This is a genomic window from Chitinimonas arctica, from assembly GCF_007431345.1.
Lineage (GTDB): Bacteria > Pseudomonadota > Gammaproteobacteria > Burkholderiales > Chitinimonadaceae > Chitinimonas > Chitinimonas arctica.
In genome coordinates, this window is sequence record NZ_CP041730.1 from 4,318,990 (window position 1) to 4,331,723 (window position 12,734).

The 12,734-nt window shown below is 62.8% G+C and carries 15 protein-coding genes; 12 read left to right on the forward strand and 3 right to left on the reverse strand.

The window, feature by feature from the left end:
• Positions 1–4 precede the first annotated feature (4 nt).
• The 11 genes from FNU76_RS19825 to FNU76_RS19875 all read left to right on the forward strand — a co-directional run bounded on the left by FNU76_RS19825 (position 5) and on the right by FNU76_RS19875 (position 9,121).
• On the forward strand, positions 5–1,099 hold the full coding sequence (locus tag FNU76_RS19825) for an aminopeptidase (RefSeq protein ID WP_144279807.1): 1,095 nt from the start codon (positions 5–7) through the stop codon (positions 1,097–1,099).
• Between the two features lie 180 nt (positions 1,100–1,279).
• A complete protein-coding gene (nrdR, locus tag FNU76_RS19830) occupies positions 1,280–1,732 on the forward strand; it encodes a transcriptional regulator NrdR (protein ID WP_144279808.1) in 453 nt (150 codons plus the stop codon).
• Positions 1,729–2,781 (forward strand): DUF2157 domain-containing protein, encoded by a 1,053-nt coding sequence (locus FNU76_RS19835; protein ID WP_144279809.1) that lies wholly within the window; start codon positions 1,729–1,731, stop codon positions 2,779–2,781. Before nrdR ends, FNU76_RS19835 begins: the two co-directional genes overlap by 4 nt.
• Complete coding sequence (gene ribD, locus FNU76_RS19840) at positions 2,778–3,884, forward strand: bifunctional diaminohydroxyphosphoribosylaminopyrimidine deaminase/5-amino-6-(5-phosphoribosylamino)uracil reductase RibD (RefSeq protein WP_144279810.1); 1,107 nt, start codon at positions 2,778–2,780, stop codon at positions 3,882–3,884. Before FNU76_RS19835 ends, ribD begins: the two co-directional genes overlap by 4 nt.
• A gap of 37 nt (positions 3,885–3,921) precedes the next feature.
• The gene (locus tag FNU76_RS19845; RefSeq protein WP_144279811.1) at positions 3,922–4,671 is read left to right on the forward strand and encodes a class I SAM-dependent methyltransferase; all 750 of its coding nucleotides are present in this window, start codon (positions 3,922–3,924) and stop codon (positions 4,669–4,671) included.
• A 52-nt stretch (positions 4,672–4,723) separates the two neighbouring features.
• The gene (locus tag FNU76_RS19850) at positions 4,724–5,362 is read left to right on the forward strand and encodes a riboflavin synthase (RefSeq protein WP_144279812.1); all 639 of its coding nucleotides are present in this window, start codon (positions 4,724–4,726) and stop codon (positions 5,360–5,362) included.
• Positions 5,363–5,437: 75 nt separating this feature from the next.
• A complete protein-coding gene (gene ribBA, locus FNU76_RS19855) occupies positions 5,438–6,541 on the forward strand; it encodes a bifunctional 3,4-dihydroxy-2-butanone-4-phosphate synthase/GTP cyclohydrolase II (RefSeq protein WP_144279813.1) in 1,104 nt (367 codons plus the stop codon).
• Positions 6,542–6,622: 81 nt separating this feature from the next.
• The gene (gene ribH / locus FNU76_RS19860; RefSeq protein WP_144279814.1) at positions 6,623–7,087 is read left to right on the forward strand and encodes a 6,7-dimethyl-8-ribityllumazine synthase; all 465 of its coding nucleotides are present in this window, start codon (positions 6,623–6,625) and stop codon (positions 7,085–7,087) included.
• A gap of 68 nt (positions 7,088–7,155) precedes the next feature.
• Complete coding sequence (nusB, locus tag FNU76_RS19865; protein ID WP_144279815.1) at positions 7,156–7,632, forward strand: transcription antitermination factor NusB; 477 nt, start codon at positions 7,156–7,158, stop codon at positions 7,630–7,632.
• A 31-nt stretch (positions 7,633–7,663) separates the two neighbouring features.
• Entirely contained in the window at positions 7,664–8,626 is a 963-nt protein-coding gene (gene thiL, locus FNU76_RS19870) for a thiamine-phosphate kinase (protein ID WP_179958204.1), read from the forward strand.
• A 3-nt stretch (positions 8,627–8,629) separates the two neighbouring features.
• Entirely contained in the window at positions 8,630–9,121 is a 492-nt protein-coding gene (locus FNU76_RS19875; protein ID WP_144279816.1) for a phosphatidylglycerophosphatase A family protein, read from the forward strand.
• A 19-nt stretch (positions 9,122–9,140) separates the two neighbouring features.
• Here the strand turns inward: FNU76_RS19875 and FNU76_RS19880 are convergent, their stop codons facing one another.
• The 3 genes from FNU76_RS19880 to FNU76_RS24190 are packed head-to-tail and all read right to left on the reverse strand — an operon-like array spanning position 9,141 to position 10,725.
• Positions 9,141–10,139 (reverse strand): DUF4238 domain-containing protein, encoded by a 999-nt coding sequence (locus tag FNU76_RS19880; protein ID WP_144279817.1) that lies wholly within the window; start codon positions 10,137–10,139, stop codon positions 9,141–9,143.
• Positions 10,140–10,186: 47 nt separating this feature from the next.
• Positions 10,187–10,567 carry a type II toxin-antitoxin system death-on-curing family toxin gene (locus FNU76_RS19885; protein ID WP_144279818.1) on the reverse strand — a complete coding sequence of 127 codons (381 nt, stop codon included), beginning with the start codon at positions 10,565–10,567 and terminating at the stop codon, positions 10,187–10,189.
• Positions 10,564–10,725 carry a hypothetical protein gene (locus FNU76_RS24190; RefSeq protein ID WP_179958205.1) on the reverse strand — a complete coding sequence of 54 codons (162 nt, stop codon included), beginning with the start codon at positions 10,723–10,725 and terminating at the stop codon, positions 10,564–10,566. Before FNU76_RS24190 ends, FNU76_RS19885 begins: the two co-directional genes overlap by 4 nt.
• A 353-nt stretch (positions 10,726–11,078) precedes the next feature.
• On the opposite strand from FNU76_RS24190, the gene FNU76_RS24715 reads away from it, so the two are divergent.
• The gene (locus FNU76_RS24715; RefSeq protein ID WP_223879106.1) at positions 11,079–12,722 is read left to right on the forward strand and encodes a hypothetical protein; all 1,644 of its coding nucleotides are present in this window, start codon (positions 11,079–11,081) and stop codon (positions 12,720–12,722) included.
• Positions 12,723–12,734 lie beyond the last annotated feature (12 nt).

Sequence of the window (12,734 nt, forward strand, 5' to 3'; positions counted from 1 at the left end):
GACGATGATGCGGACCATGCTGTTGGTGGGAGTCGCCATGGGCCTGTCGGCCTGTAGCAGCGTGCGCTACGTCGGTCAGGCGGCCGGCGGCCAGGCCGAGGTGATGAGCAAAGCCAGGCCCATTGCCGAGTTGCTCGCCGATCCTGCCACCCCGGCCGAACTCGCCGACAAGCTGAAGCTTGCGCAGACCTTGCGCGCCTTCGCGGTGAAGGAACTGAAGCTGCCCGACAACAGCAGCTATACCCAGTATGCCGACTTGGGCCGGCCTTACGCCTTGTGGAATGTGGTCAGCACGCCGGCACTGTCTCTGCGGCCGGTCGAAAGCTGCTTTCCGGTGGCGGGTTGCCTGGCCTATCGCGGCTATTACGCCGAAGGCGATGCCGCCAATTATGCCGAGCAGCGGCGCAAGCTGGGTGAGGATGTCTATCTCTATGGCATTCCCGCTTATTCCACCCTGGGCTGGTTCGCCGATCCCTTGCTTAATACCACCATCCGTTACGACAACGCTGCCTTGGCGCGGCTGATCTTTCACGAGCTGGCGCACCAGGTGATCTATGTGCGCGACGACAGCGCCTTCAATGAGGCCTTCGCCACCACGGTGGAGTTGGAAGGTTATGAGCGTTGGCTGAGCATTCGCGGCGAGGCTGCGGCGATGGTGGCCTACCGCACCGCCGAACGACGCCGGACGGCGTTTCGCCAACTGATGGCGAGCGGGCGGGCGCGGCTGGAAACGGTCTACGGCGGTGAAGGAAGCGAAGCGGAACAACAGGCCGCCAAGGCGGCCATCCTGGCTGAGGTAGCCGCGAACTACTGGCTGCTCAAGGCGGAATGGGGCGGTTATATCGGTTACGACGAGTGGTTCGCCCCGGTGCCGAATAATGCCCATTTTGCCTCGGTGGCGACCTATCACGATAAGGTACCGGCCTTGCGCGCCTTGTTTCGGCAGCAGGGTAGCGACTTCAAGGCCTTCTACCGGGCGGCGCAGGCGCTGGCGGAAAAAAATCGGGCCGCCCGTGATGCATCATTGGCGGCCCTGACAAGCGCTGTTGTTTCAGGGGAGAAACAGCGCGGAGCAACAAATTCTGTGGATACGCCGTAGCGTTGGGCGGTCTTTCGTCCCGGAACGACCACCTTGTCTGCTCATGACGAAATCATGCCGCGCCGATCTATCCGAAAATATTGGCGCTTTCCATAATCGGGAACACCGTATTGCAATTGCGGCGTGATTATGTCCCGTGCCGGGTAGAATGCTGGCTGTTCACGCAGTAGGAGAGGCACGATGAAATGCCCGTTCTGCGGGTCGGCCGACACCCAGGTCGTCGATACCCGTCTATCCGAGGAAGGCGACAGCATTCGCCGGCGGCGCAAGTGCGCGGCTTGCGACAAGCGCTTCACTACCTTCGAAACCGCCGAGATCCGCTCGCCGCAGGTGGTCAAGGTCAACGGCAATCGCGCCGATTTCGATCGGGAAAAGGTGCGGGTGAGCTTCCAGCGCGCGCTGCACAAGCGGCCGGTGCCGACCGCCCTGGTGGATGAGGCCATCGCCCGCATCGACCAGCGGGTACTCAGCCAGGGTGAACGCGAGATCGATTCGCGCCGTATCGGCGAGATGGTGATGGCCGAATTGGCCAAGTTGGACAAGGTGGCTTATATCCGTTTTGCCTCGGTCTATCGAAGCTTCCAGGATGTCGATGATTTCCGCGATGCGATCCGTGAAGTGAGCAAGGCATGAAATTGCATCCCGCCGATCTAAGCCGCGCCGAAACCGCCGGCGTGCTGCAAGCGGGCCAGGCCGATGCGCTATGGCGATTCCTGGCGGCCGAAGCCGCCGCCCACCCCTCGTTCCGTTTTGCCCACGTCCTCTATTACCTGGGTGGCATGATCGCGATCGCGGCCATGACCTTGTTCATGTCGGTCGGTTACCAAACCTGGGGGCCGATGGTATTGACTGTCTTCTCCGTCTGCTACGGCTTTCTTGCCTGGCGTTTGGGGGTGTTTTTCCTGGGCAGGCAATTGATCATTCCAGCCGGTATCCTGTTTACATTGTCGATCGCGTTGGTGCCTTTGGCGGTCTACGGTATTGAAGCGGCCCTGGGGCATTGGGAAGTAGGCGGGCGCTACAGTGATTACCATCATTATGTCGACTGGCGCTGGTTGAGCATGGAGCTGGCTACCCTGCTGGCCGGCTCCGTGATGTTGTGGCGGTATCGCTTGCCCTTCATGGTGATGCCGGTGGCGGTCACGCTTTGGTACTTGAGCATGGATATGGCCGATTGGCTGTTGACCGGCCTGAGCGTCGATGACTGGGGGGACGATTGGCTGCTACGGAAATGGGTTTCCGTCGTCGTCGGCTTGATGATGTTGGCACTGGCCTTGCGGGTGGATCTGAAAAGCCAGCATACGCGTGGGGACTACGCCTTCTGGCTGTACCTGTTTGGTTTGCTCGCATTTTGGGGTGGTTTGAGTTCGATGAACTCGGGCAGCGAGCTGGGCAAAGCCATTTACTGCGCCATCAATGTAGGCCTGATCCTGATCGGCGCCGTGCTGGCACGGCGCGCCTTCGCCGTGTTTGGCGGCCTGGGCGTCACCGCCTATCTGGGTCACCTGGCCTACGGCCTGTTCAAGGATAGCCTGCTGTTCGCTTTTGCCTTGTCCTTGATCGGGCTGGCCATCGTGTTTGCCGGTGTCTGGTGGAACAAGCATGGCGAAGCCTTGGGCGCGCGCTGGCGGCGAGCGATTTCGCCTAAGCTGGCCGCCTTGATCGGCTCGCGTCAGCCATGAGTTTCTCCGCCGAGGATCATTTATATATGGCACAGGCCTTGCGCCTGGCCGAGTCGGGACGCTGCCTGACCACGCCCAACCCGGCCGTCGGATGCGTGCTGGTGCGACAAGGCCGGGTGATAGGGCAGGGCCATACCCAGCCGGTTGGCGGCCCGCACGCCGAAGTCATGGCCATGCGTGACGCCGTCGAGCAGGGCGAGGATATACGCGGCGCAACCGCCTATGTCACGCTCGAACCCTGCTCGCACCATGGCCGCACGCCGCCCTGCGCCAACGGTCTGATCGAGGCCGGCATCGCCCGGGTGGTGGCCGCCATGGTCGATCCGCATCCCTTGGTGGCCGGCCGAGGCCTGGCCATGTTGCGCGAGGCCGGTATCGTGGTGGAGGCGGGCTTGCTGGCCGGCGAGGCGCGCGAATCGCTGGTGGGTTTTCTGTCGCGGATCGAGCGTGGCCGGCCTTGGTTCCGCCTCAAGATCGCCGCCAGCCTGGACGGCCGTACCGCGCTGGCCAACGGCGAAAGCCAATGGATCACCGGGCCGGCGGCACGAGCCGACGTACAGCGCTTGCGGGCACGCTCCTGCGCCATGCTGACGGGCAGCGGCACGGTTTTGAAGGATGACCCCCTGTTGACGGTGCGGGACCTGGATATCGGCCGCCAGCCGCTGCGGGTGGTGTTGGACAGCCGCGCGCAAATGCCGGTTACCGCCAAAATGCTGGCGGCTCCCGGCCGCACCCTGGTGGTGGTGGCGAAGGCGCAAGCCGCCCATATCGCAGCCTTGGAAGGCGCCGGGGCCGAAGTGATCGCGCTGCCGGATGCGCAGGGGCGCGTCGATCTCGCGGGCTTGCTGGCCGAGCTGGGGCGGCGTGGCATCAATGAACTGACGGCAGAGGCGGGCGCCCGTCTCAACGGCGCCTGTCTGCACAGTGGCCTGGTGGACGAAGTGGTGCTCTACCAGGCGCCGGTCTTGTTGGGCAACGCGGCCAGCGGCATGGCCGATTTCAGTCTGGGCAGCCTGGCCGACAAATTGGCGCCCAGGGTAGCGGAGGTGCGCCAGGTGGGCGCCGATACCCGCTACTGTCTGCGCTTTGACGGTAAGTCTTAGTTCATACCCGCGAATCGATCGCTACAAGAGGGCAGGCATGCGTTTTCAGGATCATTTCTCCCGCCAGGCCAGCACTTACGCACAGTATCGGCCCAGTTATCCGGAAGACTTGTTCGACTGGTTGGCCTGCCAAGCGAGCCGGCGTGGACTGGCCTGGGATGTCGCGACCGGCAGCGGCCAGTCGGCGGTGGCGTTGGCGCAGCGATTTACCGAGGTGATCGCCACCGAGCCCTCGGCCGCCCAGCTTGCAAACGCCGCACGCCGGCCCAATATCAACTACCGGCAGGAACCGGCCGAGCGCGCGTCCCTGGCGGATGGCAGCGCCGATCTGATCACCGTGGCGCAAGCCCTGCACTGGTTCGATCTGCCGGCATTCCTGACTGAAGCGGCGCGGGTGTTGCGGCCGGGAGGCGTGCTGGCGGTCTGGTGCTATGAGCTGTTCAGTGTCGACGCCGATATCGATGCCATCGTCGCGGACTATTATCACGGCACGGTCGGTCCCTATTGGCCGCCGGAGCGGCGCTGGCTGGAACAGGGCTATGCCGGCCTGGCACTGCCCTACGCCAGCCTGGCCACGCCTGCCTTCACCATGGCGCTGGATTGGAACCTGGACATGCTGCTGGGCTATCTCGCCAGCTGGTCCGCCACTCAGCGTTACCGGGACGAAAGGCAGCACGATCCACTGCCGGAGATACGGAACCGCCTGGCCGCCGCCTGGGGCGAGCCCGCCCACACCCGGCGGATCAATTGGCCGTTGACGGTGCAGGCCTGCCGCAAACCGGCCTGAATAATTGCAGCGCAGCCGCGAACCGCGGCTGCCTTGGGGAAAAGAGGATCTTATGTTTACCGGCATTATCGAAGCCACCGGCAAAATCGCCACCGTCGCACCATTGGAAGGCGAAGGATTGCGCGTGATGGTGGTCAGTGAAAATCTGAAATTGAACGATGTCGTCCTCGGCGACAGCATCGCGGTGAGCGGCGCCTGCATGACCGTGGTGGCCAAGACCGAACATAGTTTCAAGTTCGATATCTCGGCCGAATCGTTGCGCTGTACCGTGGGGCTGGACGATCCGGGCCGCGAGGTCAATCTGGAGAAGGCCCTGCGCATGGGCGACCGGCTGGGCGGCCACCTGGTATCGGGCCATGTCGATGGCCTGGGCGAGGTGCTGAAGTTCGCCGAGGTCGGCGAAAGCTGGCAGTTGGTGGTGCAGGCCGAGAAGGCTTTGGCCAAATTCATCGCCATCAAGGGTTCGGTGGTGATCAACGGGGTATCGCTCACCACCAACCAGGTCAAGGATGTCAACGACCGCTGTATTTTTTCGGTCAACCTGATTCCGCACACCGTGGCGGTGACCACGCTCCGACACTTGAAGGTCGGCGACCAGGTCAACCTGGAAATCGACCTGATCGCCCGCTACCTGGAGCGCATGCTGCCGGAAGCGGACCCGTTCGAGGCGCTGAAGAAGCGCAAGGGTTAAAGCGCCGGCCTCCGCGTATAATCGCCGGACACCCTGTCGTGCTCGAATAGCCTCACCACGGATCTTCCCCCCGCCATGACCATTTCCCCCATTCCCGACCTGATCGCCGAACTCGCCGCTGGCCGCATGATTGTCCTGATGGACGACGAGGACAGAGAAAACGAGGGCGATCTTTTGATGGCCGCCGAGCATGTCACGCCGGAAGCCATCAATTTCATGGCCAAGCATGCGCGCGGTCTGATCTGTCTGACCCTGACCGAGCAACGCTGCCGCCAGCTCAACCTGCCCCTGATGGTGAGCAAGAACGGCGCATCGCACGGTACCAATTTCACCATGAGCATCGAAGCGGCCGAAGGCGTCAGTACCGGCATCTCGGCGGCCGACCGTGCCCGTACGGTATTGGCCGCGGTGGCGCGCGAGGCCGTGCCCGCCGATATCGTCCAGCCCGGCCATATCTTTCCGTTGATGGCCCGCGAGGGTGGCGTGCTGGCCCGGGCCGGCCATACCGAGGCGGGCTGTGACCTGGCGCGGATGGCCGGGTGTCTGCCGGCTTCGGTGATCTGCGAAGTCATGAACGACGACGGCAGCATGGCGCGCCTGCCGGAGCTGCTGCCCTTTGCCGCCCAGCACGGCCTGAAGATCGGCACCATCGCCGACCTGATCCAATACCGCAGCCGTACCGAGTCCCTGGTGGAGCGGGTTGGCGAGCGGCAGATCACCACGCCGGCCGGCGAGTTCCAATTGGTGGCCTTTCGCGAGCAAGGTTGCACGGCCACCCATCTGGCCTTGGTCCTGGGCGATTTCGGGCCGGAAGACGAAGTGCTGGTGCGGGTGCACGAGCCCTTGTCGGTGCTGGATTGGATGGATGCCGGCCAAACCCGCCATTCATGGGGTATCTACGAAAGCCTGGCAGCCATCAGGGAAGCCGGTCGCGGCGTGGCGGTCCTGTTGCACCGTAGCGAGGGCGGCGAGGATCTGCTGGCTCGCGCCCTGCCCGAACTGAAGCTCAATACACCGACCAAATGGGATCTGCGCACCTATGGTGTGGGCGCACAGATGCTCAAGTCGCTGGGCGTGGGACGGATGAAGCTGCTATCGCCTTCGCGCAAGATGCCTAGCATGGCCGGCTTCGGTCTGGAAGTGACCGGTTTCGTCGAGCCTTTGACCGCGCCGACTTAAATCACTAGAATTTCGCCCTTTTTTCAATGATCTAGCGCTTACCGGCGCGCCGCCGAGGTCCGTCATGCCCGCTTTGCATCCATCCCCGAAATCGAATCCAACCTTGATGGCGCGGGTCTGCGTATCGGCATCGTTACCGCGCGCTTCAACAGCGATATCTGCGACGGCTTGCTGACCGCCTGTCGCGAAGCCTTGCAAGCGCTGGGCGTGGCCGATGCCGATCTGCTATTGAGCAGTGTGCCGGGCGCGCTGGAAATCCCCCTGGTATTGCAGTCCATGGCGAAATCGGGCCGTTTCGACGCGCTGATCGCCTTGGGCGCCATCGTCCGCGGCGAGACCTACCACTTCGAACTGGTTTCCAACGAATCCGGTTCGGGCGTGACCCAGGTGGGCCTGGATTTCGGCATTCCCATCGCCAATGCCATCCTGACCACCGAGAACGACGAACAAGCCCTGGTGCGCATGCGGGAAAAGGGTGGCGATGCTGCCCGTGTCGCGGTGGAAATGGCCCGATTGCAACAGGCGCTGCGGCAGCTGGCACGCTGATCCGCCCGGCCGATTCGAACAATCCCCGCGCGGCCCCCGGCCGCGCTTGCTCTTTAATAGGAACCCCAATGAACCAGACCCCCGAAGCCAAGAAGACCCCGCAGAAATCCTCGCGCCGCAGAGCGCGCGAATTCGCGGTGCAGGGCCTCTACCAATGGCAGTTGACCGGCGACGGCGTGGCCAATATCGAGCGCTTCCTGCGCGACAGCAGTACCAGCTTCGTGCGGGCCGACGAGGCACTGTTCCGCGAGATTTTCTATAACGCCCTGCGCGATGCCGAGCCCTTGAAAGTCGCCCTGGCGCCGCATCTGGACCGCGACGAGATCGATGTCTGCCCGGTTGAACGCGCCATCCTGCTGGTCGGCGCATTCGAGCTGCTGCATAAGCCGGAAACGCCCTACGCCGTGATCATCAACGAAGCGATCGAGATCGCCAAGACCTTCGGCGGCACCGATGGCCACCGTTTCGTCAACGGCGTGCTGGACAAGCTGGCGCTGGAAGTCCGCGCCGACGAAGTGGCCGCCGGCCGCAACAAGCGGCGCTGACCCGGGATCCGCCGCTTGGACCGGGACTAGCATGGCATTGGACGAATTCGCGCTGATCAGCCGATTCTTTAGTCGTCCCACCCCAAACAGTGTTTTGGGCGTGGGTGACGATGCCGCCTTGATCGCACCGACCGCCGGCATGCAGATCGCGGTCTCGGCCGACACCCTGGTGGAAGGCCGCCATTTTTTTGCCGATGTGGACCCCGTCGCCTTGGGCTGGAAAAGCCTGGCCGTCAATCTCTCCGATATGGCCGCCATGGGGGCCATTCCACGCTGGTTCACGCTTTGCCTCAGCTTGCCCCGCGCCGACGCCGCCTGGCTGGAAGCGTTCGCCGAAGGACTGTTCGCGCTGGCCGAGCAGCACGGCGTCGAACTGATCGGCGGCGACACCACCTCCGGGCCCTTGACCATCTCCATCCAGATACTCGGCGAAGTCGCGCCAGGCAAGGCGCTGCGTCGCGATAGCGCATGCGACGGCGACGATATCTGGCTGTCCGGACCCACCGGTGCCGCCGCGATGGCGGTGTGCCACCGCTACGGCAAATTACGCCTGGACGAGGACGACCTGGCCTATTGCGCCGAACGGCTGGATAGACCGCAACCGCAGATCGCCCTCGGCCATGCCCTGGTCGGCTTGGCCCATGCCGCCATCGACGTCTCCGATGGCCTATTGGCCGACCTGGGCCATATCGCCCAGCGTTCCGGCCTGGCCGCCACCGTCAAGTTGGCCGATCTGCCGCTGCCGCCCTTGAGCGACGAAGCCTGCGCCCTGCCGCAATTCGACCACTGCCTGCTGGCCGGCGGCGACGACTACCAACTTTGTTTCACCGCACCGGTCCAAGCCCGTCCGGCCATAGTCGCGCTGGGTGCGCGCCTGGCCCTGCCCTTGGCGCGTATCGGCAACTTTTCGACGGGCCGGGGTGTCCACTTGCTGGATGCCAATGGCCAAGCCTTGCGGCTGGCCAGTGCCGGTTTCAACCATTTCAACGATTGAGCCATGCCCGCCATCCGCCAACCCGACCTGCGCCTGCTGCTGTCCCATCCGGCCCACTTTCTATCGCTGGGCTTCGGCAGCGGCCTTGCACCCAAGGCGCCCGGCACCTTCGGCTCCCTGGCGGCCATGCCTTTCTATGCCTTGCTGTCGCTCGGCTTGTCGCCAACCGCCATCGCCTTGCTGGCGCTGCCGCTGTTCGGTTTGGGCATCTGGGCCTGTGGCAAGACCGGGCGTGCGCTGGGCGTATCCGACCACGGCGCCATCGTCTGGGACGAAATCGTTGCCATGCTGCCCTTGTTGGCATTGGCTCCCCCGACGGTGCTGGGATGGACTGCCGCCTTTGCCCTGTTTCGCCTCTTCGATATCTGGAAGCCCTGGCCCATCAGCTGGTTCGATGCGCGCATCAAGGGTGGTGTGGGGGTGATGCTGGACGATGCCTTGGCGGCGATTCCGGCGGCTGCTTTGCTGTTCTGGCTTAGGCCTTACTTCGAGTGAGGAAAAAGGCTGAAGCGGCTTATTGCGCCTGCATCTTTGGCTGCCATTTCTTGCCGGAGAGAGCCAGATTCTCGACCAGCGAGCGCAACAGCGCTTCGTCGCGCCCTACGATATAGCTCTTGCACTGGCTAGCGACTCTCAGATTGAGTAGCCGAACGGCATCGGTATTTGCAGGCACCCAATTCAGATTGCCTCCATTTCCACGCATGACGAGCATGCAGGATTCCGTCAGGGGAAATAGAATGATCGCCTTGGCGCTGCCATAACCAACGTCGCAGAAGCCATTTGCCGATGCACCTTCGGAGATGAGGACCACTGGCGCATCCGAGGTAATGAAGGACTTCTTATCACTTTCCCGAACGAAGACTATCCAGTCGCGACTCTTGAGAAGAGGGGCAACATTGAAGGCCGTATCGATGGCCTTTTTTACAGTCCAGTTTTTATTGACCCCGACCTCCAAGCCATCGTTCTGGGCCATCTGGACCATGAGCTTAGCGTCTTCATGAATGTCTTTGTCAGACAAATCGGCGAATTGCGGATTTTTACGTAAAGTGGCAGCTACTGCATCCACTTCGGCGTAGAGCTGCTTCGTAATGTCGAGAATCCTAGCTTCCCTGAAAAGCTCCAGGGAGTTAAAGAAGTCGGGGGTACGCATTGCGGCGAGTGCGACGAATATGGCCAGGTTTGCGCGCTCATTGTCATCGATTTGCTTTTGGGCAACCAATTTCCCAATTATCGGGGCGGCCTTGCTTTCGAAGGCGGAGAGCATCGCTTCGACCTCGTACCGAGGCCGGTCGTCGGCATCCCGCACCGTATAGAACTGCGTCTCGACCGCTGTGTTTTTCGGCTGCTCTAGCCGGAACTTGTTTTGCTTACGGTCGTATACCGCCAGCCGCCCGTCGCTTGTAAACCCTTCCAGGTAAAACTGGGGCAGGAAGTGCTGCCGCTTCGGCCCGACCAATAGTGGGCGGTGGACATCTTCACCAGCGGAGGAGTGTGCTTGCTTTGGTGTAATCATCGCGATTGGTCGCCCGACTAGCCGAACGGGCCTGCTTGATGCCCTTTTTAAGACGCTATCGAATACAGCAAGACGGTCAGCTCGTCGTGATCCAATTCGCCTGAAGCGACATCGACCATGATGTCCTCAAGCACCTCCGAGCGAGGCATATCGACCCCCTGAAGTGACAAATAAGTCAGTGCCATGACGAGTGCGGTTCGCTTGTTCGCATCATTGAACACATGGCCCCTGGCCAGCGCGACTGCATACATCGCGGCGATCTCGAACACATCGTCGAGCGCTTCGTATTCGATACGATTCTCCACTCGGGCAAGGGCGCCTTCCAAGGGTCCGATGCCATGGTCGCCTTGTAGTCCTGGCTCGGTTGCCAAGATCAAATCATGAATCTCGGCTACCTTGCTGGCGGTGATGAGTGCCTTCGCATTCATCGCTTCGCCAAGGCTTTGAGTACTTTTTCGTGCGTCGAGATAACTCGTTTGGCTGCACCCAATACTACTCGCGAGCCCTCTGTTACGCCCAAGTCCATCGGAACCGGCTTGATTTGCTCGGTGCGTTGTTTGATGGCCACGCCGTAGGTCTTTTTCACTTGGCATGCTCCCTGAGTGTTGCGTAGTTGGATGGCTCCATTATTCCACGGTTTGCTTACATTGGCTGCAGTGGGACGGGTGGCCGGTGGTTTTTTGGGAATGCGCGAAGCCGCTAGGATTGGGCTGACAATCTCCGCTTTAACGCTGACACATACTGCGTTTTTTTTCGGTGTAAACCCAGTCTGCAGGCCGTTTCTGCCGCATTGATATCTTGTAACAGTATGCTGCGCCGCAATAATCCACTTGCCCACCCCAATCCCGCTCGTATATATTCCGCGCCCCGGCGCTTGGCCGGGCGTGCCGTCGTCCCCGTTGTGCGCGTTATCACATTGATTTATCGAAAAGAACCAAAATGCGCAAAGCAGGCGTGGCACATCGTTTGGCGGTACTGGGCAACACACGTGGTACGGATTGGCTGGCACGTTTAGGTGCCTTGCTGGTGGGCGTCACGGTCCTGGCTGCCCCGCCGACCATCAATGTGCAGCGCAGCCCCGCGACGATGATCGTCGGGCAGGCGTACACCTCCAGCTGGTCCACCACCCATGCCACCGCGGTGTCCTTGACCTGTACCGCCAGCGGCACCGGCTTCGCCATCAGCAACCTGGCCTTGGCCACCAGCGGCAGCGCACCCGGTACGGCCAGCGCCGCCTGGGTGGGCTACCCCTCGCGTTGCACCTGGACCGCTATCGGTCCCGAGGGCAGCACCTCCACGGTGGAGAACCTCACCACCATCAATCCGCCCCCGGCCCCCACGATCACCCCGCAACTCCAGCCCGCGACCATGGTGGCGGGGCAGCCGTATACCGCCAGCTGGTCCACCACCAATGCGACCGCCGTATCACTGAGCTGTACCGCCAGCGGTAGCGGCTACACCGTCAGCAATCTGGCCTTGGCCACCAGCGGCAGCGCGCCGGGTACCGCCAGCGCCGCCTGGGTCGGCTATCCGTCAAGCTGCACCTGGACCGCTACCGGTCCGGGCGGTTCCAGCAGCAGAGTAGAAACGCTGACCACGGTCAATCCACCGGCACCCACCATCACGGTACAGCGCAACCCCACCACCATGACGGCGGGGCAGGCGTATACCTCCAGCTGGTCTACCACCAACGCCACCGCCGTGTCGTTAACCTGTACCGCCAGCGGTACCGGCTATACCGTCAGCAACCTGGCCTTGGCGACCAGTGGCACAAGTCCCGGCACCGCCAGCGCGGCCTGGGTCAATTACCCCTCGCGCTGCACCTGGACCGCTACGGGCCTCGGCGGTTCGACCAGCAGTGTCGAAATCCTCAACACGGTGGCCGGCGTCAATCCGGCCCTGCCCACCGCCACGCTTAGCGCCAGTCCCAGCAATGTCCGGATTGTGGCCGGCCAGACCGCCGCCATCACCTTGACCGGCAGCGGCGCCGATGTCGGTGGCCAAGTGGCCAAGCTGGAACTGCTGCTCGATAGCGGCAGCGGCTATAGCGCCACCCCCCTCAAGACCGTGCCGGGTACGACGCCCACCGCCAGCTTGAGCCATGTCCATAATCTGCCGGCCGGTTTCTACCGCTTCAAGCTGCGCGCCACCGACAACCAGGGCGCCAGCACCGACTCCACGCCGTTCCCGGTCAATATCACCACCAGCCCGCTATTGGGCAGCCTGAGCGGCATTCGCAGCAGTGCCGACGGCAAGGCGCAACTGGTGGGCTGGACCTGCCAGGCCGGCACGGCGCAAGCCATGAGCTACCAGGTCTTTCTGAACGCCCCACCCAAGCCCTGGGCGGCACGCCGATCGGCACCGCCCAGGCCAACCTCAGCGACGAGCTGGACAACGCCGCCGTGCAAGCCGCCTGCGGCACCCCCGGCGTCGGCCACAGCCTGCGCTTTGATCTCAGCCCCTATACCAGCAGCTACGCCGGCAGCCCGATCTTCGTGCAGGCCACCGCCCCCAGCGGCAGCCTGGTACTGCCTTGCGAGGACCGCAACTGCACCATGCCGGGCAGCCTGCGCATTGCCCTGACCACCCCGGCCG